We start from the raw sequence: 19,503 nt of genomic DNA on the forward strand, positions 1-19,503 counted from the left end.
GTGAAGAGCCCGACATGAGCCTGATGCCCCCCAACCCCGACCTGCTGTCCGTGCGGGGCCTGCGCGTCGATTTCCGCTCCGGTGCCGGCGCGACCCAGGCCGTCAAGGGCGTGTCCTTCGACATCCAGAAGGGCGAGACGCTGGCGCTGGTCGGCGAATCGGGCTCCGGCAAGTCGGTCACCGCCCTGTCGATCCTGCAACTGCTGCCCTACCCGATGGCACACCACCCCGCCGGCTCGATCCGCTTCCGCGACACCGAACTGCTGGGTGCGGAGGAGAAGACCCTGCGGCAGGTGCGCGGCAACCGCATCGCCATGATCTTCCAGGAGCCGATGACCTCGCTGAACCCGCTGCACAGCATCGAGCGGCAGATCAACGAGACCCTGTTCCTGCACAAGCGCCTGTCGAGCAGCGCCGCCCGCGCCCGCACGCTGGAACTGCTGCGCCTCGTCGGCCTGCTCGATCCGGAAAAGCGGCTGACCGCCTACCCGCACGAGCTGTCGGGCGGCCAGCGCCAGCGCGTGATGATCGCCATGGCGCTGGCCAACGAACCCGACCTGCTGATCGCCGACGAGCCGACCACGGCGCTCGACGTCACCATCCAGGCGCAGATCCTGGCACTGCTGAAGGATCTGCAAAGCCGCTTCGGCATGGCGCTGCTGCTGATCACCCACGATCTGGGCGTGGTGCGCAAGATGGCCGACCGCGTCTGCGTGATGAACCAGGGCGAGATCGTCGAGCAGGCCAAGGTCGACGACCTCTTCATCCGCCCGCGCCACGCCTACACGAAAAAGCTGCTGTCGGCCGAACCGCGCGGCAACCCGCTGTCGCCGCCCGAGGATGCGACGGAAGTGATGGCCGCCGACCGGCTGAAGGTCCATTTCCCGATCAAGAAGGGCCTGCTGCGCCGCACCGTCGGCCACATCAAGGCGGTGGATGGAGTCGACGTCGCGGTCCGCCGCGGCCACACCGTCGGCGTCGTCGGCGAATCGGGATCGGGCAAGACGACGCTTGGTCTGGCGCTCTTGCGCCTGCACGCCAGCCAGGGCGCCATCCGCTTCGACGGCACCGACATCCAGGGCTGGCAGCCGAAGCGCCTGCGCGGCTTGCGCCGCGAGATGCAGATCGTCTTCCAGGACCCCTATGGCAGCCTGTCTCCCCGCCTGTCGGTCGGCCAGATCATCGGCGAGGGGCTGGGCATCCACGGCATCGGCGACAGCAAGGAACGCGAAGCGATGGTCGCCCGCGCGCTGGAGGAGGTCGGCCTGCCACCCGAGGCGCGCAACCGCTACCCGCACGAGTTCTCCGGCGGCCAGCGCCAGCGCATCGCCATCGCCCGCGCCCTGGTGCTGAAGCCGAAATTCGTCGTGCTGGACGAGCCGACCTCGGCGCTCGACATGTCGGTACAGGCGCAGATCGTCGATCTGCTGCGCGACATCCAGGCCCGCCACAACCTCGCCTACCTGTTCATCAGCCACGACCTGCGGGTGGTGCGGGCGCTGTCCAGCCACGTCATGGTGATGAAGGACGGCAAGGTGGTCGAGCAGGGGCCGACCCAGCGCATCTTCGAGGAGCCGCGCGAGGAATACACCCGCGCCCTGCTCGCCGCCGCCCTGAACCTGGAGGCGGTGGAGTCGCCGGCGGTGCGGACGTGAGGCATGGGCTTTATTCCGGACTGCACCACGGGTAGGGTAGCCCTCCCCTTGCACTGACCGACGCGCCGCAATGACCGATACCGCCCCGCAAGACGCTGCCCGCCTCGCAACCCAACTCGCGGGGGCCGTCCGGTCGGGGGACCGGCGGGCGCTGGCGCGGGCGATCACGCTGATCGAATCGACGCGCGCCGACCATCGCGCCACCGCCGACGCCCTGCTGGCGGCGCTGCTGCCCTACACCGGAAACTCGGTGCGACTCGGCATCTCCGGCGTGCCGGGAGTCGGCAAATCGACCTTCATCGAGGCGTTCGGGCTGCATGTCATCGGGCTGGGGCACAAGGTCGCGGTGCTGGCGGTCGATCCGTCGTCGCAGCGCACCGGCGGCTCGATCCTGGGCGACAAGACCCGCATGGTCGATCTGTCGCGCGAGGCCAATGCCTTCATCCGCCCGTCCCCGGCGGGTGCGACGCTGGGTGGGGTGGCGCGCCGCACGCGCGAGGCGATGCTGGTCTGCGAGGCCGCCGGCTTCGACGTGATCGTGGTGGAGACGGTCGGCGTCGGCCAGTCGGAAACGGCGGTCGCCGACATGGTCGACCTGTTCATGCTGCTGCTGCTGCCGGCCGGCGGCGACGAGCTTCAGGGCATCAAGAAGGGCATCGTCGAACTGGCCGATCTCGTCGTCGTCAACAAGGCCGACGGCGATCTCGCCGCCACGGCCCGGCATACCGTCGCCGACTACCGCCACGCGCTGGCCCTGCTGCGCCATGGCGACTGGCGGGTGCCGGTGCTCAGCTGCTCCGCCTTCCGGAAGATCGGCATCGACACGGTGTGGGATACCATCGGCGAGCACAAGGCGCTGACCGAGGCCAACGGCGCCCGTGCCACCCGCCGGGCGGAGCAGGCCCGCGCCTGGTTGTGGAGCGAAATCCGCGAGACGCTGATCGACCGCTTCCGCGCCCACCCCGCCGTCCGCGCCGATCTGGCGCGACTCGAGGCGGAGGTGACCGCCGGCACCACCATCCCGGCGGCGGCGGCCCACACCCTTCTGGGACGCTTCCTCGACCAAACGGGCGGCGCATAACCCGTTCAGCTTATGTTGCACCGCAACAAATCCGTTGCACCGCACCACCTGTAGGGCTATTCTGCACCGGGCGGGAAAGGGGCGGCGTGCGCCGAATCGACCTGTTTCGATTCGCGTCTGTCGCTTGGGCCGGGGTGCCCGCGGTCTCCTGGGGTTACGCCGGAGCGGCCTTTCCGTTTCCGCCAATATGCCTTGTTCCACGGGAGACAACGCCATGACCGCTCAGCCGACCCCCGCCAATGTCCTGAACCTGTTCAAGACCAACGCCCAAACCACCGCCGCCAAGTCCGCCCGCGTCGCCACCCTGGTCCAGGACGGCTACCGCCGCTGGTTCGACGGCGTGACCGCCTCGGTCAACGATGCCAGCCGTCTGGCCGCCGGGCTGGGCAAGGCCCGCAACGCCGCCGATCTGGCCGCCCTGCAGCGCGACTGGCTGTCCACCACCCAGGCCCGCGTAACCGAGAGCGTGCAGGGCTTCCTGGACGTCTCCACCAAGATCGCCGCCGAGATCACCGCGCTGCCGACTCCGGTCGCCGATGTTGCACCGCCGGCTGCGCCGGTTGCCGCTCCTGTGGCTGCTCCGGCCCCGAAGGCCGAGGCGCCGAAGCCCGCACCGGTGACGGTCGCCACGCCGAAGGTAGACCTGCCGAAGGTCGAGGCGAAGGTCGAAGCCCCCGCTCCGGCCCCGGTCGTCGAGGCTCCGAAGGCTGCTCCCGCCCCGGTTCCGGCCAAGCCTGCGGAGATCGCCCCGGTCGTTGCCGCCCCGGCCGCCAAGCCGGTCGAGGTGCCGGTGAAGGAGCTGGTTGAAACGGTGAAGGCCGAGAAGGCCGCCCCGGCCGCTCCCGTCGCCGCCGAGGCGAAGGCCGCTGCCAAGCCGGCGCCGCGCCGCGCCGCCAAGCCGGTCGCCGCCAAGCCGGCGTCGAAGACCTCCCCGACTGTGAACTGACACCCGTCAGCACAAGATTGGCGCGGCGCGTCTCTTCGGCAGATCGAAGAGGCCGCTGCGCTTCGACTCTCCATCTTCCCGCGACGACTCAGCCTTTGATGGTTTCATCGCGGATCCCGGCTCGAAGACAGGCTTGACGACGGCGCTTTTGTTCGACTATATAGCGGCCTCCTTCGGGCGGCAGGCCGTCCGTTACCGGGTTTCATTTGCTAAAGTAAAGGATCAGTCCGATGGCACGTCGGTGCTCCGTGACCGGCAAGGGCACGCAGTTTGGCAACAACGTCAGCCACGCCAACAACAAGAATCGCCGCCGCTTCCAGCCGAACCTCCAGGAAACGTCGCTGCTCAGCGACAGCCTGGGGCAGCTGGTGCGTCTGCGCCTCTCGGTGAACGCGATCCGCTCGATCGAGCACAAGGGCGGCCTCGACGCCTTCCTGCTCGACGCGAAGGACGCGGTGCTGAGCCTGGACGCCCGTCGCATCAAGCGCCGGATCTCCAAGGCGCAGGAGAAGCAGCAGGCTGCGGCCTGATCGCTTCCCCGATTCTGGGGCGCGTTTGGTGTGCTGAGGCGGAGCGCTTGCCGCTCCGCTGACGAGATTTAGGACGCGTACAGGACGATTCCGACTCCCGGTAAGAGAGCGGCGCGCGACATCCGAAAGGGTGCCGCGCGTTTCGTCGTTTCCGGGGGTGCGTGGAACATCTCCGGGAAAGACGTTCCACGATGTTCCATCAACCGTCCCCCTTACTCTCCCAGAACCTCGTCCGGATCCTCCGCATCCACCACCCGCCGGGCGATCTCGTAGCCGAAGCCGGCACGCCCCAGCGCCGCCATGTCCTTCTCCCGGTGCGCCTCACGCTGTTCCGGCCGACGGTAAGGTCCCAGCCGCCGCCGCTTGGCGAGCGCCAGCGCCGCCGTCAGGTCCAGGTCCGGCCCGACATCCTCGCGCAGGCTGTCCAGCGCCTTGTCGGCCTCGTCGCGGCCGATGCCCTTGCCGGCCAGTTTCTGGGCGATCAGCCGGGTGGAGGCGCCGCGGCGGTGCAGGCTCTCGGTGCGCATGCGGGCATAGGTCTCGTCGTTCAGCAGCCCGCTGCGGACATAGCGGGCCAGCAGTTCATCCACCCAGCGGGCGCCCTCCTCGCGATCGGTGCCGTGCGCCTTGGCCGACAGGTCGACCTTGCGCATCAGCACACGCCGCAGGTTGGCGGTCGAACTGGCGAAGCGCTCCAGGTAATGCAGCGCCGCATTCTCCAGATACTGGGGCGTGACACGCTTCGGCGGCTTCCTGGCCGGGGGACCAGCGTTCTTGTTCCCAGTGTTCTTGTTCAAAGGGCGCTTGTCGTCGGTGTTCATGGCAGTCCCTTCGGCGGCGGCGGTTGCCGGACGGATTGGCGGCACGTACAGTCCGTGGCCTTGTACCGGCCGGTTCCCAACAGGCAGCCAGACAGGCAGCCCAACAGGCAGTTCATGACGCGATGACCCTCCCCCTTCCTCCCATGCCGCGCAACGTCGGTTCCGTCAACTGGATCGGCCTGTGGACGCTCTACGCACGCGAGGTGCGGCGCTTCATCAAGGTGCACCAGCAGACCGTCTGGGCGCCGGTGGTGACGACGCTGCTCTATTACGCGGTGTTCGCCCTGTCGCTGGGATCGGCGGTGCGGATGGTCGGCGCGACACCCTACCTGGAATTCCTGGCTCCCGGCCTGATCATGATGGCGATGGTGCAGAACGCCTTCGCCAACACCTCCTCTTCGGTGGTGATCGCCAAGGTCCAGGGCAACATCGTCGACATCCTGATGCCGCCGCTGTCGCCGATGGAACTGGTGAGCGGCTTCGTCTTCGGCGGCATCACCCGCGGCGTCGTGGTCGGTCTGGTGACCGGGCTGGCCATCTGGGCGGTGATCCCGCTGCACATGCCGCATCCGGGCTTCGTGCTGTTCCATGCGGTGATGGCGTCGATGCTGCTGTCGCTGCTGGGGCTGATCGGCGGCGTCTGGTCGGAGAAATTCGACAACATCGCCGCGGTGACCAACTTCGTGGTGACGCCGCTGTCCTTCCTGTCCGGCACCTTCTATTCGGTCGACACCCTGCCGCCGGTCTTCTGGTGGGTCGCCCATTTCGACCCCTTCTTCTACATGATCGACGGCTTCCGCTACGGCTTCATCGGGGTGTCCGACGGGGCGCGCTGGCTGGGTGTCGCCGTGATGCTGGGCGTGAATGTCGGGCTGTGGTGGCTGGCTTGGCGCATGTTCAAGACCGGCTACAAGCTTAAAGCGTGAAGACTCTGCGAAACCAGCGCGCTTTTGCCCCTATCCGTTGACAGAACCCATCAATCTCCGGATATTTGCCGTTCCCGGCGGCCAGCCATGGCCGCCGGATTTTCCATTTTGGGAGACGAAACCGTGATCCCCGTCGTTATGCCCACATACGCCCGCGCCGATATCGTTTTCGAGCGTGGTCAAGGTCCGTATCTCTACGCGACCGACGGGCGACGATTCCTCGACTTCGCCGCCGGCGTCGCGGTGAACGCCCTGGGTCACGCGCATCCCTATCTGGTGGAAAAGCTGACCGAGCAGGCGAACAAGCTGTGGCACACCTCCAACCTGTTCCGCGTCGCCGGGCAGGAGAGCCTGGGCAAGCGCCTGACCGAGGTGACCTTCGCCGACACCGTGTTCTTCACCAACTCCGGTGCGGAAGCGTGGGAATGCGGCGCCAAGGCCGTCCGCAAATACCATTATGACAGCGGCAACCCGCAGAAGAACCGCATCATCACCTTCGAGCAGGCCTTCCACGGCCGCACGCTGGGCGCCATCTCCGCCGCCAAGCAGGAGAAGCTGGTGCACGGCTTCGACCCGCTGCTGGACGGCTTCGATCAGGTACCGTTCGGCGACCTCGACGCCGTGCGCGCCGCGATCACACCGCAGACCGGCGGCATCTGCGTCGAGCCGATCCAGGGCGAGGGCGGCATCCGCGCCGGCTCGGTGGAGTTCCTGCGCGGCCTGCGCGCGCTGTGCGACGAGCATGGCCTGCTGCTGTTCCTGGACGAGATCCAGTGCGGCATGGGCCGCACCGGCAAGCTGTTCGCCCATGAATGGGCCGGCATCACCCCGGACGTCATGTGCGTCGCCAAGGGCATCGGCGGCGGCTTCCCGCTCGGCGCCTGCCTCGCCACCGAGCGTGCGGCATCCGGCATGACCGCCGGCACCCACGGCTCGACCTATGGCGGCAACCCGCTGGCGACCGCCGTCGGCAACGCCGTGCTGGACGTCATGCTGGCGCCGGGCTTCCTGGACGAGGTCCAGAAGACCTCCGCCTATATGCGTGGCCGCCTGGAGGAACTGATCGCCAGGCATCCGGCGATGTTCCTGGAACTGCGCGGCCAGGGCCTGATGCTGGGCCTGAAGCTCGGCCAGCCGGTTGGCGAGGTGGTGGCGAAGCTGCGCGCCAACGGCCTGCTGGCGGTTCCGGCCGGCGACAATGTGGTGCGGCTGCTGCCGCCCCTGAACATCGGCGAGGCCGAAGTGAACGAAGCCGTCGGGATTCTCGACCGGACGGCGCAGGAGTGCGTGGGATGAGCGGCGACAACAAGACAGTCCGGCATTTTCTCGACATCGACCGGCTGGACGGCGCCACCCTGCGCCGCCTGCTCGACCATGCCGTCCGCATCAAGGCCGACCTGAAGAAGGACCGGCTGGCCCATTCGACCCTGCTGGCCGGCCGCTCGCTGGCCCTGATCTTCGAGAAGCCCTCGACCCGCACCCGCGTGTCCTTCGAGGTCGGCATGCAGCAGTTCGGCGGCAGCGTCGTGGTGCTGAAGCCCGACGACATGCAGCTGGGCCGCGGCGAGACCATCGGCGACACCGCCCGCGTGCTGTCGCGCTTCGTCGATGCGGTGATGGTCCGCACCACGGGCGAGGAGCGGGTGCATGAGCTGGCCGCCCATGCCAGCATCCCGATCATCAACGGCCTGACCGACCAGACCCACCCCTGCCAGATCATGGCCGACCTGATGACGTTCGAGGAGCATCGCGGTCCGATCAACGGCCGGACCGTCGCCTGGATCGGCGATTGCAACAACGTTGCGGTCAGCTGGGCGCATGCCGCCGTCCGCTTCGGTTTCGAGCTGCGCCTTGCCTGCCCGACCGTCTATGGCCCGTCGCCGGAGCTGCTGGCCTGGGCCGAACGCGAAGGCACCGGCCGTCTGGTCGTCACCGAATCGCCGCAAGAGGCGGTGCGCGGGGTCGAATGCGTCATCACCGACGCCTGGGCCTCCATGCACAACACCGATGTGGACGAACGCGCGGCGATCCTCGCCCCCTATCAGGTGAACGAGGCGCTGATGGCGCACGCCCATCCCGAGGCGCTGTTCATGCACTGCCTGCCGGCCCACCGGAACGAGGAAGTGACCGACGGCGTGATCGACGGCCGCCATTCGGTGGTCTGGGACGAGGCGGAAAACCGCCTGCACGCCCAGAAGGCCATCCTCGGCTGGTGCATGGGCGTTCTGGACTGACGCTCAGCACCTGATCCCTGCACTCTGCGCTTCGATTTGGCCCTCTCCCGCCGCCGGGAGAGGGCCAAACTCGCATGGGTGCCCTGCCGGCCTTGATTCACTCTCTCCGCACCCCGATCTTCGGCCCTACGCCTGCATAACCGGTCTCTGTCTTAAGGAATCCGCCCTATGGACGATCCGTCCGTCCGCCCGCTCACCGATGATTTCGTCCTGCCGTTCCAGATCGAGGCGTCGCGCCTGCGCGGCCGCATCGTCAAGCTGGGGCCGGCGATCGACGAGATCCTGACCCGCCACGACTATCCGCCCACCGTCGCCCGCTTCCTGGCGGAGACGGCGACGCTCGCCGTGCTGCTCGCCAGCATGCTGAAGTACGAGGGCATCTTCACGCTCCAGACCAAGGGCGACGGTCCGATCCGCCTGATGGTGGCCGACGTCACTTCGGTCGGCGACGTGCGCGCCTATGCCCAGTTCGATCCGGAAGCGCTGGCCAGGGCCGAGCGGGACGTCGACATCGCTCCGGCGGCAGCGCTGCTCGGCAAGGGCTACATCGCCTTCACGGTCGACCAGGGCCCGGATACCGACCGCTACCAGGGCATCGTCGAGCTGTACGGCAAGACGCTGACCGACTGCGTCCAGCATTACTTCCGCCAGTCCGAGCAGATCGACACCGGCCTGACCGTCTCGGTCGACCGCGCGGCGATGCCCGACGGCACCTTCGGCCCCTGGCGCACCGGCGGCATCATGGTCCAGCGCCTGCCCCAGGAACAGGGGCTGACCGCGTCGGACAACGAGGACGACTGGCGCCGCGCCATGGCGCTGATGGCCAGCGTGTCCGGCGACGAGCTGCTGTCGACCGACCTGCCGGCCGCCGACCTGCTCTACCGCCTGTTCCACGAGGACGGCGTGCGCGTCTACGAGGGCCACGCCCTGCGCTTCGGTTGCCGCTGCTCGCGCGAGCGGGTGGAGACCATGCTGCGCAGCCTGCCCCGCGAAGAGGTGCAGGAACTGAAGATCGACGACGGCCGGGTCGAGGTGACCTGCCAGTTCTGCTCGACCGACTACCACTTCACCGACGCGGATCTCGACCGCGTGTATGGCCCTGCCGCCTGAGTCTAGATTTTTCGATTTGGGAATAGGGTCCGACACCAGCGCGTTCATGGGGGCGCGGCGTCCGCGCCGCGCCCCTTTCCTTATCCGCCAACCTCCAGCCCCGAACCGGAGCCCCCATGCTGTCGCGCCGCTTTGCCCTTGCCGCCGGAACGGCCACCCTCCTGCTTGCCGCCTGCCAGAGCGCGCCGCTGCGGCCGGCGCCCCGTCCGGTCGATTTCTCCAATTTCGGGCCGATCGTGCTGAATGCCGGGACCATCGACGTGGTCGACGCCTATCGCCCGACCGGGGCCAAGCATGTGGAGGGCCGGTCCGCCATCCCGCCGGCCGAGGCGGTGCGGCGCTGGGCGGCGGAGCGGCTGCAGGCGGCCGGCGGGACGGGCCGCGTGCGTGTCACCATCCGCGACGCCAGCATCGTCGAGGTGGCGCTGCCCACCAAGAAGGGCATCACCGGCTATTTCACCAACGACCAGGCCCAACGCTATGACGGCCGGATCGAGGTGGAGATCACCGGCGAGGTGCCGGACACCGGCAACGGCGGCTTCCGCGGCGTGACCCGCTCCACCGTCACCCATTCCACCACCGTGGCGGAGAACATCTCGCTGGCCGACCGCGAGGCCACCTTCCTCGACATCACCCGCCGGATGATGGAGGACCTGAACGCCCGCCTCGATGCCGGCATCCGCAAGGATCTGGCACCCATGGTCCGGCGCTGATGGTCCGGCGCTGACCTTTTTGCAGAAGTTGGCCCGGCCTTTGCGGTGGGGCACCCGACGTTTCGTCAGAACGGAGAGTGCCCATGCCGAAATTCGACCTCTATGTCGTCCGGCCGAAGGAGGGATCGGCCACCATCACCGCGATTCCCGAGGAAAAACAGCAGGCGTCCCAGGCGGCGCTCCGCAATCTCAGCCGCTCCGGCTGCGTGGTGAAGTCCTTGGGCGGCATCGATCTGTCCTTCGTCAAGAAGTCGGAGGCGCAGATCAAGCTGGAACTGGCGGTGCGGCAGATGTTCGCCGCTTCCGCCTACAAACCGCCGGTGTCTATTGTCTGGTAGCGGCCGTCTGGTGAAGACCGTCCGGTAGCGGCATGAGGCGAGCGGCCTTCGGGCGGGGGCGGCAGAAACTGCCCCCGTCCGCCGCGGCCATCGGCAAATCTGGCCGGAAAAATCTGGCCGGCAGACTCTGCCCTAAATTTCCAGCTGCATGCCCAGCTCGACCACCCGGTTGGGCGGGATGCAGAAATACTCCGACGCGCTGGACGACAGCTTCGACAGGAAGATGAACAGCGGTTCCTGCCAGCGCGGCAGCCCGGCCTTGCCGTGGCTGCGGATCAGCGTCTCGCGGCTGACGAAATAGGTCGTTTCCATCGGCTCGAACGGCAGGCCGGGGATCCGCTTGGTCTCCAGCGCCAGCGGGATGTCCGGTTCATCCTTGAAGCCGAAATGGACGATCAGCCGGAAGAAACCGGCCGACAGCGCCTTCAGCTCGAAGCGCTGCTCGTCCGGCACATGCGGCACATCCTCGATATCGACGGTCAGCAGCACGACGCGCTGGTGCAGCACTTTGTAGTGCTTCAGGCTGTGCAGCAGTCCCGGCGGCAGGCCACGCGGGTTGCCGGTGAGGAACACCGCGGTGCCGGGCACCCGCTGCACCGATCCGCTCTTCAACCGCTCCAGCAGCATGTCGAAGGGCAGCGCGTCCTCAGTCAGCCGCTTGCGCACCACCTCGCGGCCGCGCCGCCACGTCGCCATCAGCAGGAAGACCGCCGCACCAACCACCAGCGGGAACCAACCGCCCTCCTCCACCTTCACCAGATTGGCCAGGAACAGCGCCATGTCGACGGTCAGGAACACCGCCAGCGCCAGCACCGCCTGCCACAGCTTCCAGCGGCCGAGCGAGCGCGCGACCTTGTAGGCCAGCAGCGTCGTCGCCACCATCGTGCCGGTCACCGCGATGCCGTAGGCGGCGGCGAGATTGCTGGAGGTCTGGAAGGTCAGCACCAGCAGGATGACGCCGGCCAGCAGCAGCCAGGTCAGCTGCGGCATGTAGATCTGGCCCTTCTCGTGCTCCGAGGTGTGCATCACCTCCATCCGCGGCAGATAGCGCAGATGCATCGCCTGCAAGGTCACCGAATAGGCACCGGAGATCACCGCCTGTCCGGCGATGATGGTGGCGGCGGTCGCCAGCAGCAGAAGCGGCACCTGCGCCCAGTCCGGCGCCAGATGGAAGAAGGGGTTCTCGATCGCTTCGGGTTCATGCAGCAGCAGGGCGCCCTGGCCGAAATAGCACAGCAGCAGCGACGGCAGCACGATGCTGTACCAGGCGCCGCGGATCGGCTTGCGGCCGAAATGCCCCATGTCGGCATAGAGCGCCTCCGCCCCCGTCACCGCCAGCACCACGGCCCCCAGCAGCAGGAAGCCGTGCCAGCCATGGTTGAACAGCATCTCCACCGCATGGCCGGGCCACACCGCCCCCAGCACGCCGGGATAGCGGACGATCTGCCCGAGCCCCAGCGCCGCCAGAGTCAGGAACCAGACCAGCATTACCGGACCGAACAGCTTGCCGACCTTCTCCGTCCCGAACCGCTGCAACACGAACAGCCCGACCAGGATGGTCAGCGTGATCGGAATGACGTAGCTGTCCAGGGCGGGGGCGACGACATGCAGCCCCTCCACCGCGCTCAGCACCGAAATGGCCGGGGTGATCAGGCTGTCGCCGTAGAACAGCGAGGCACCCATCACGCCGATCGCCATGACGACTCCGGTCCGCCGGTGCCCCGGCCGCATGCCGCGCAACGCCAGCGCGGTCAGCGCCAGGATGCCGCCTTCGCCCTGGTTGTCGGCGCGCATGATGAAGATGACGTACTTCACCGTCACCGTGATGATCAGCGCCCAGAAGATCAGCGACAGCACGCCCAGGATGACCTCGGGCACCAGCGGGAAGCCGCCGCCCTCGGTCAGGCATTCGCGCAGCGTGTAGAGCGGGCTGGTGCCGATGTCGCCATAGACGACACCCAGCGCCCCCAGCGCGAGCGCGCGCAGCTTCGCCGCATGCTCCCGCCCGTCCATGCTTGCTTCCATCCCCGGTCAGCTCCGATCGTTTCTACGCACAGCCATGCCTAAGGTGGCTTGGCGTGACCACGCAAGCACCGAATGGCGAAACGCGCCACCGCCGCGACCGATCCCCCGTCATTTTCCCCGATGGGTTCAAAACGATATAGGTTGGGCGCGGCACTCGGCACCGTTGCATCGGGGTCGAGGCCGTGCTTCCATCCTTGCGTGCACCATGGACAGTCCCGAGCCGGCAGCCATGTCCAACGATTTCCTGTTCGCCTCGGACGAGTCCCCCACCCCGCAGGATGCCCCTGCCGGGACCGGCAATGCCCATCCTGTCGACCCGGCGGCGCCCCCCTGGCTGGTGCTGGTCGCCGATGACGAGCCGGAGGTGCATGCCGTCACCCGGCTGGCGCTCGCCCGGCTGCGCTTCCGCGGCCGTCCGGTCCGCCTCCTCGACTGCACCAGTGCGGCGGAGGCGGAACGCATCCTGCGCGCCACTCCGGACATCGCCGTCATCCTGCTCGACGTGGTGATGGAGACCGAGGATGCCGGATTGCAGCTGGTCCGCCGCATCCGCGAGGATCTGGGCAACCGCACCGTCCGAATCATCCTGCGCACCGGCCAGCCGGCCCGCGTGCCGGAGGAGGAACTGGTGCTCGCCTACGAGATCGACGGCTACACCGCGAAGACGGAGCTGACGGCGCGCCGGCTGTTCACCAGCGTGGTGACGGCGTTGCGCGCCTATGCCGATCTGGCCGAATTGGAACGGCAACTCGCCGAACGCAGCCGCGCGCTGGAGGAGGCGACCGTCCGCCTGAACCGCATGGCGATGCTGGACCCGCTGACCGGCGTGTGGAACCGCCGCCGCTTCCTGGAGCTGGCCGCGGCGGAACTGGCGCGGGCGCGGCGCTATGGCCGTCCTCTCGGCGTCTTCCTGATCGATCTCGACGGCTTCAAGGCGGTCAACGACGCCTATGGCAACGCCATCGGCGACGCGGTGCTGCGCGGGGTGGTGAAGCGGGTCCGGGCAGCGTTGCGCATCTCCGACCACATCGCCCGGTCCGGCGGCGAGGAATTCGTCGTACTCCTGCCGGAAACCGACAGTGCCGGCGCCATCGTGGTGGCGGAACGGGTGCGCGCCGCCCTGGCCGACAGCCCGATCCTGGTGGAGGAGCGGGCGATTTCCGTCACCGCCTGCATCGGCGTCGCCAACTGGCTGCCCGGCGAGCCAGGCGTCGAGCAGACCCTGCACCGCGCCGAACACGCGCTGCACGCCGCCAAGCAGGCCGGCCGCAACCGGGTCGAACGCGCAACGGGGTGAGGCCACTACGCACCCCACCCGCATCTTTCCTGTCTAATCTCGTTACAGCGCCGCGATTGAACGGCGGCAAGCCAGGGGTTACTCCTATCGCTGGAGACATCCAACCGGATGGCATTCCCGATCGGGGGTTCGCACATGTGGCAGGACTACACCAACGCGCTGATCACCGCCTTCGGGCTGGCCGGGCTGGGATTCGGCATCGGCAAGCTCGTCATCGTGATGGGCGAGCGCGCGATCGAACGCCGGCACGGGTCGGAGGGAGTGCGCGACGTCATCGCCCGCCGCGCCAAGCTGGAGACCAAGTTCGAAGCCCGCCGCGGCGACCGCGTGCAAGAGCTGAAGGAACTGGACGGCGCGGTGGAGGATGTTCTGCGCCGCCGCAAGGTGATGGAACGTCAGGTCGAGGACGCACGCCAGTCCGGCGAACGGCTGGTCCGCCTGATCGGCGAGGAGGTCCAGGGCAGCCCCTGCTACGTCGCCATGGTCGTGAACAAATATGTCGGCACCGGCGGCGCCCAGCAGAGCCAACACGCGCTGATCGACCCCAGCTGGGCCCAGCCGCAGATGATCGAGGTATGGGCCCGCTCGATGGCGGAGGCACGGACGGAGATCGAGCGGCGCTACCCGCCCGCCTTCGGCTATGCCGTGACGCGGATGCAGGAATTCCTGTCCGCCGACGCCCCCGTCGCCAAGGCCAGTTGAGATCCCCGTCGAAAGCGGACACGCCATGGACAGCATGCCTTACATCTTCGCCGGTCTGGTCGGCCTCGCTTCTCTGGCGGTGTCGCTGCTGCTGGCGCTGCGCCGCCTGAAGACGTCGGAGGAGCGGATCGCCACCGCCGTCTCGCGCAAGCAGGCGCAGGTGGAGCGGATCAAGAAGATCGCCCGCGTCACGCTGCAACAGGCCCGCGACCTGCGCGACGCCCGCCGCCGCAAGGCGATGGCCGATCTGGGCTGCGAGGATCTGGAACAGCGTCTGAAGGCCGCCGGCGCCGGCGACCGCCGCATCTATGTGCTGGACGATCGCCGCACCCAGAAGGACCAGGGCTGGCTTCTGCGGGTGGTCAACATCGAATACGCCTCCCGCGTCAACGGCAACCTCACCCCCACCGCGCTCGACGGCTGGAAGCGCGGCCGGCGTTTCCTGGTTTATGCGTTGGACGAGAAGAAGGCCCGTGAAAAGGTCAACGCCCGCTTCCCCGAGAACAAGGGCTTCACGGTCATGGGCACAGAGTCCTATCTGGGGTAGATGTGTTCATGACGGGTTTATCCCCGCCACAATAATGACATCAATCCCATTACCAGACTATCATCCCCGTGCGCATCCATCCGCCAGCGCCGGGGAGCCTTGCCATGATCCGTTACGCCGAACTGCAGGTCGCCACCAGCTTCAGCTTTCTGGAGGGGGCGTCGCAGCCTGACGAGCTGGCGATGACGGCGGCGGCGCTGGGTCTGGCGGCGGTGGGGGTGACGGACCGCAATTCGCTGGCCGGCGTGGTGCAGATGCATGCGGCGGCCAAGAAGTTCGGCCTTCGGGTATTGATCGGCTGCCGCCTGGACCTGACCGACGCCGACAGCCTGCTGGCCTACCCGACCGACCGCGCCGCCTACGCCCGGCTGTCGCGCCTGCTGACGCTGGGCAAGATGCGGGCGCCGAAGGGCGAATGCTTCATCGCCCGCACCGACGTGCTGGCCCATGCCGAAGGCATGCTGTTCCTGCTGCTCGGCCCCAACCAGCGTGACGAGTCGTTCCTGCGCGAGTTGCGCGCCTGGCGCAGCGGGCTGGCGCGCGGGCAGCTCTACCTGGCGGCGAGCCACCGCTACCAGGGCGACGATTCCCGGCGGCTGCGCTGGCTGGCCGGGCTGGGAGAGGCGGAGGGGGTGCCGCTGGTCGCCACCAACGACGTGCTCTATCACGGCGCCGGGCGGCGGGCGCTGGCCGATGTGATGACCTGCATCCGCCACCACACCACCATCGACGAGGCCGGCTGGCGGTTGTCCGCCAATGCCGAGCGCCACCTGAAACCGGCCGTCGAGATGATGCGCCTGTTCCGCGACCATCCCGACGCCGTCGCCCGGACGCTGGAGATCGCCGAGGCCTGCCGCTTCTCGCTGGACGAACTGCGCTATGAATATCCCGACGAGGTGGCGGAGGGCCGCGACCCGCAGGACACGCTGGTCGCCCTGACCTGGGACGGAGCGGCCAAGCGGTATCCATCCGACCGGTTCCCCGGCGGCATTCCCGATGCGGTGCACCGGACGGTGGAGCGCGAACTGGCCCTGATCGCCGAGCGGCGCTACGCCCCTTACTTCCTGACCGTCCACGACATCGTCCAATTCGCCAGGGAACAGGACATCCTGTGCCAGGGCCGCGGCAGCGCCGCCAACTCCGCCGTCTGCTATTGCCTGGGCATCACCTCGGTCGATCCCACCGAGGTCGATCTGCTGTTCGAGCGCTTCATCTCCAGCGCCCGCGGCGAGCCGCCGGACATCGACGTCGATTTCGAACATGAAAAGCGCGAGGAGGTGATCCAGTACATCTACAGGAAATACGGCCGCGCCCGCGCCGGCCTGACCGCCACCGTCATCCGCTACCGCGCCCGCAGCGCCCTGCGCGAGGTCGGCAAGGCGATGGGGCTGTCGGCCGATCTGGTGGCGCGGCTGACCGGCTCGATCTGGGGCTGGAGCGGCCAGGGGGTGGACGAGGAGCGCGCCCGCAAGCTCGGCGTCGACCCGGACGACCCGAGACTCAAGCGCACGCTGGAGCTTGCCCACGAGCTGATCGGCTTCCCGCGCCATCTGTCGCAGCATGTCGGCGGCTTCGTCATCACCCGCGGCCCCTTGTCCGACCTCTGCCCGGTCGCCAACGCGGCGATGGAGGACCGCACCACCATCGAGTGGGACAAGGACGACATCGACGCGCTGGGCATCCTGAAGGTCGACGTGCTGGCGCTGGGCATGCTGACCTGCGTCCATCGCGCCTTCGACCTGATCGAACAGGTGCATGGGACGCGCTGGGCTCTCGCCACCCTGCCCCAGGGCGATCCGGCGGTTTACGAGATGCTGGGACGGGCCGACAGCCTGGGCGTCTTCCAGGTCGAAAGCCGCGCCCAGATGAGCATGCTGCCCCGGCTGAAGCCCAAGACGTTCTACGATCTGGTGATCGAGGTCGCCATCGTCCGCCCCGGCCCGATCCAGGGCGGCATGGTCCATCCCTACCTGCGCCGCCGCAGCAAAGTGGAGCCGGTGACTTATCCGATGCCGGAGCTGAAACCGGTCCTCCACAGGACGCTGGGCGTCCCGCTGTTCCAGGAACAGGCGATGAAGGTCGCCATGGTCGGCGCCGGCTTCACCGCCGAGGAGGCCGACCAGCTGCGCCGCGCCATGGCGGCCTTCCGCAAGACCGGACAGGTCCAGCTGTTCCGCGACAAGTTCATCGCCGGCATGACCGCCAAAGGCTGCGACCCCGCCTTCGCCGAGCGCTGCTTCAAGCAGATCGAGGGGTTCGGCGAATATGGCTTCCCGGAAAGCCACGCCGCCAGCTTCGCGTTGCTGGTCTATGTCTCCGCCTGGATCAAGCACCACCACCCCGCCATCTTCGCCGCCGCCCTGCTGAACAGCCAGCCAATGGGCTTCTACGCCCCCGCCCAGATCGTCCGCGACGCGCGGGAGCATGGCGTGACGGTGCTGCCGCCGGACGTGAATCTGTCGGGATGGGATTGCACCATCGAACCCCAGGACCAATCCCTTCTCCCCCCCGGGGAGAAGGTTAGGATGAGGGGGTTCGGCGCAGCCGAAGAGATCCTCCCCGCGGATCCCCCTCACCCCGACCCTCTCCCCGGGGGGGAGAGGGGGAAAAGCCTCTCCCTCCGCCTGGGTCTCCGCCTCATCAAGGGCTTCACCCCGGAGCACGCCGAGTCCCTCGTCCTTTCCCGCGCCGACGGCTACCGCGATCCTTACGACCTGTGGCGCCGTGCCCGTCTGCCGGTCGCGGCGCTGGAAAAGCTCGCCAAGGCCGATGCCTTCCGCTCCGTCGGGCTCGATCGCCGGGCGGCGCTGTGGGCGGTGCGGGCACTGGGCGACCAGCCGCTGCCACTGTTCGCGAGACTCGACGGCCCGATGGCGGAAGAACCCGAAGCCCCGCTGCCCGCCATGGCGCTGGGCGAGCATGTGGTGATGGATTACGGCAGCCTGTCCCTGTCGCTGAAGGCCCACCCGCTGGCGCTGCTGCGCGACGGCCTGCCCAACGTCACCCCGGCGGAGCGGCTGGCCCAGACGCGCGACGGCCGGCGCCTGACCACCGCCGGCCTCGTCCTGGTGCGCCAGCGGCCAGGGAGCGCCGAAGGCGTCGTCTTCCTCACCCTGGAGGACGAGACTGGAATCACCAACCTCGTCGTCATGCCCGACGCCTTCGAAACCTTCCGCCGCCCGATCATGACCGCCCGGATGCTGGCCGCCACCGGCCGGGTGCAGAAACACGACGGTGTCGTGCATCTGCGCGTGGAATCGCTGATCGACCTGACCCACCGGCTGGCCGAGCTGACCGGCGAGAACCGCCCGGCAGCCGGCCCCTTCCCCAAGGGCCGCAATTTTCATTGAAGGGGCCGGCCATTTTAATTCGGCCAACCGATTGCTCCTGACATCACGCTGTCAGGAGGGGGTGTGCTATCAAGGGGGCGTGCCGGCACGAACCACGAACATCCCTCTCCCTTCTGTCAGGAGCCACTCCGATGAACATCCCGCACGTCGTCACCTGGTTCGAGATTCCCGTCACCGACCTCGCCCGCGCCGTCCGCTTCTACGAGACCGTCTTCGCCATCAAGATGGTGCAGGAGCCCTGCCCCAGCGGCGTGACCATGGCCATCTTCCCGGCCGAGGGCACCGCCGTGAAGGGCTGCCTGATCCAGCATGAGGGCTGCAACCCCAGCGCCGACGGCACCACCGTCTACCTGAACGGCGGCGACGACCTGTCCGCCCCGCTGGCCCGTGCCGAGCAGGCCGGCGCCCGCATCCTCGTGCCGAAGACGCTGATCACCCCCGAAATCGGCTATTTCGCCCAGCTCATCGACAGCGAGGGCAACCGCATCGGCCTCTATTCGATGCACTGATCCTTCCTGCCGGAACCGCCGCCATGCGCCGCGCCGACCGCCTGTTCCAGATCGTCCAGCATCTCCGCAAGGGGCGGCTGGTGACGGCTGCCGAGCTGGCGCGATGCCTGGAGGTGTCGGAGCGCACCGTCTACCGCGACATGCGCGACCTCGCCTCCTCCGGCGTTCCGGTGGAGGGCGAGGCCGGCGTCGGCTATCTGCTGCGCGACGGCTACGACCTGCCGCCGCTGATGTTCACCCGGGACGAGGTGGAGGCGCTGGTCGTCGGCGCCCGCCTCGCCCGTGCCTGGGTCGGCGGTGGGCTGGCCGATGCCGCCGCCCGTGCGCTCGACAAGGTGGAGGCGGTGGTGCCGGAGGCGCGGCGGCGCGAACTGGCCGACAGCCGCGTCTTCGTCCCCGACTTCTCCTTCCCCGCCGCCTTGCGCGACCGGATGGACGTGCTGCGTTGCGCCATCAACGCTAGGCGCGTGGTGATGTTCGACTACCGGCGCCAGGACGGCACCCATTCCGCCCGCGCGGTCCAGCCGCTGGGCCTGTTCTTCTGGGGACGTGTGTGGACGCTCGGCGCCTGGTGCGAGCTGCGCGAGGAGTTCCGCAGCTTCCGCATCGACCGCATGGACACCCTGCTGGCCCTGGAGCGCCGCTTCGACGAGATCCCCGGCCGCGGCCTGGATGACTATCTCGCCCGCTGGCGCCAGGAGGGCTGTCCGCAGGGGTGA

Annotated in this window: 18 protein-coding genes; 16 read left to right on the plus strand and 2 right to left on the minus strand. The window is 68.2% G+C overall.

Annotated features, from left to right (window positions below; all coding sequences use genetic code 11):
• The first annotated feature begins 14 nt into the window (after nt 1-14).
• The 4 genes from J2848_RS08020 (at nt 15) to rpmB (ending at nt 4,212) form a co-directional block, all read left to right on the plus strand.
• Entirely contained in the window at nt 15-1,655 is a 1,641-nt protein-coding gene (locus J2848_RS08020; RefSeq protein WP_149229514.1) for an ABC transporter ATP-binding protein, read from the plus strand.
• Nucleotides 1,656-1,725: 70 nt separating this feature from the next.
• Entirely contained in the window at nt 1,726-2,736 is a 1,011-nt protein-coding gene (meaB, locus tag J2848_RS08025) for a methylmalonyl Co-A mutase-associated GTPase MeaB (protein WP_149229513.1), read from the plus strand.
• Nucleotides 2,737-2,950: 214 nt separating this feature from the next.
• On the plus strand, nt 2,951-3,682 hold the full coding sequence (locus J2848_RS08030; protein WP_149229512.1) for a hypothetical protein: 732 nt from the start codon (nt 2,951-2,953) through the stop codon (nt 3,680-3,682).
• 230 nt (nt 3,683-3,912) lie between these two features.
• Nucleotides 3,913-4,212 carry a 50S ribosomal protein L28 gene (rpmB, locus tag J2848_RS08035; RefSeq protein WP_012973047.1) on the plus strand — a complete coding sequence of 100 codons (300 nt, stop codon included), beginning with the start codon at nt 3,913-3,915 and terminating at the stop codon, nt 4,210-4,212.
• A gap of 212 nt (nt 4,213-4,424) precedes the next feature.
• On the opposite strand, the gene J2848_RS08040 is transcribed toward rpmB, so the two are convergent.
• Nucleotides 4,425-5,033, minus strand: a complete 609-nt coding sequence (locus tag J2848_RS08040) for a regulatory protein RecX (RefSeq protein ID WP_149229511.1) — start codon at nt 5,031-5,033, stop codon at nt 4,425-4,427.
• A gap of 122 nt (nt 5,034-5,155) precedes the next feature.
• Between J2848_RS08040 and J2848_RS08045 the strand changes: the two genes are divergently transcribed.
• The 6 genes from J2848_RS08045 (at nt 5,156) to J2848_RS08070 (ending at nt 10,354) form a co-directional block, all read left to right on the plus strand.
• Nucleotides 5,156-5,959: an ABC transporter permease gene (locus J2848_RS08045; RefSeq protein WP_149229510.1), complete on the plus strand. Its 804-nt coding sequence runs from the start codon at nt 5,156-5,158 to the stop codon at nt 5,957-5,959.
• A 123-nt stretch (nt 5,960-6,082) separates the two neighbouring features.
• The gene (locus J2848_RS08050; RefSeq protein ID WP_149229509.1) at nt 6,083-7,255 is read left to right on the plus strand and encodes an aspartate aminotransferase family protein; all 1,173 of its coding nucleotides are present in this window, start codon (nt 6,083-6,085) and stop codon (nt 7,253-7,255) included.
• Nucleotides 7,252-8,193 (plus strand): ornithine carbamoyltransferase, encoded by a 942-nt coding sequence (gene argF, locus J2848_RS08055; RefSeq protein WP_149229508.1) that lies wholly within the window; start codon nt 7,252-7,254, stop codon nt 8,191-8,193. The genes J2848_RS08050 and argF overlap by 4 nt, the downstream gene beginning before the upstream one ends.
• A 168-nt stretch (nt 8,194-8,361) precedes the next feature.
• Nucleotides 8,362-9,303 carry an Hsp33 family molecular chaperone gene (locus J2848_RS08060; RefSeq protein WP_149229507.1) on the plus strand — a complete coding sequence of 314 codons (942 nt, stop codon included), beginning with the start codon at nt 8,362-8,364 and terminating at the stop codon, nt 9,301-9,303.
• A 116-nt stretch (nt 9,304-9,419) separates the two neighbouring features.
• On the plus strand, nt 9,420-10,016 hold the full coding sequence (locus tag J2848_RS08065; protein WP_149229506.1) for a hypothetical protein: 597 nt from the start codon (nt 9,420-9,422) through the stop codon (nt 10,014-10,016).
• 83 nt (nt 10,017-10,099) lie between these two features.
• Nucleotides 10,100-10,354 (plus strand): hypothetical protein, encoded by a 255-nt coding sequence (locus tag J2848_RS08070; RefSeq protein ID WP_149229505.1) that lies wholly within the window; start codon nt 10,100-10,102, stop codon nt 10,352-10,354.
• A gap of 132 nt (nt 10,355-10,486) precedes the next feature.
• On the opposite strand, the gene J2848_RS08075 is transcribed toward J2848_RS08070, so the two are convergent.
• Nucleotides 10,487-12,379: a potassium transporter Kup gene (locus tag J2848_RS08075; protein ID WP_149229504.1), complete on the minus strand. Its 1,893-nt coding sequence runs from the start codon at nt 12,377-12,379 to the stop codon at nt 10,487-10,489.
• Nucleotides 12,380-12,608: 229 nt separating this feature from the next.
• Here J2848_RS08075 and J2848_RS08080 point away from each other — a divergent pair, with 229 nt between their 5' ends.
• The 6 genes from J2848_RS08080 to J2848_RS08105 all read left to right on the plus strand — a co-directional run bounded on the left by J2848_RS08080 (nt 12,609) and on the right by J2848_RS08105 (nt 19,503).
• Nucleotides 12,609-13,676, plus strand: a complete 1,068-nt coding sequence (locus J2848_RS08080; RefSeq protein ID WP_149229503.1) for a GGDEF domain-containing response regulator — start codon at nt 12,609-12,611, stop codon at nt 13,674-13,676.
• Between the two features lie 108 nt (nt 13,677-13,784).
• Nucleotides 13,785-14,378, plus strand: coding sequence for a hypothetical protein (locus J2848_RS08085; RefSeq protein ID WP_246193619.1), 594 nt, complete (start codon nt 13,785-13,787; stop codon nt 14,376-14,378).
• 25 nt (nt 14,379-14,403) lie between these two features.
• Entirely contained in the window at nt 14,404-14,925 is a 522-nt protein-coding gene (locus J2848_RS08090) for a hypothetical protein (protein ID WP_149229502.1), read from the plus strand.
• A gap of 104 nt (nt 14,926-15,029) precedes the next feature.
• Nucleotides 15,030-18,275 carry an error-prone DNA polymerase gene (locus J2848_RS08095; RefSeq protein WP_149229501.1) on the plus strand — a complete coding sequence of 1,082 codons (3,246 nt, stop codon included), beginning with the start codon at nt 15,030-15,032 and terminating at the stop codon, nt 18,273-18,275.
• Between the two features lie 131 nt (nt 18,276-18,406).
• Nucleotides 18,407-18,784 (plus strand): VOC family protein, encoded by a 378-nt coding sequence (locus J2848_RS08100; RefSeq protein ID WP_149229500.1) that lies wholly within the window; start codon nt 18,407-18,409, stop codon nt 18,782-18,784.
• 23 nt (nt 18,785-18,807) lie between these two features.
• Nucleotides 18,808-19,503: a helix-turn-helix transcriptional regulator gene (locus J2848_RS08105; protein ID WP_149229499.1), complete on the plus strand. Its 696-nt coding sequence runs from the start codon at nt 18,808-18,810 to the stop codon at nt 19,501-19,503.

This window comes from Azospirillum lipoferum, from assembly GCF_024170005.1.
GTDB classification, from domain to species: domain Bacteria; phylum Pseudomonadota; class Alphaproteobacteria; order Azospirillales; family Azospirillaceae; genus Azospirillum; species Azospirillum lipoferum.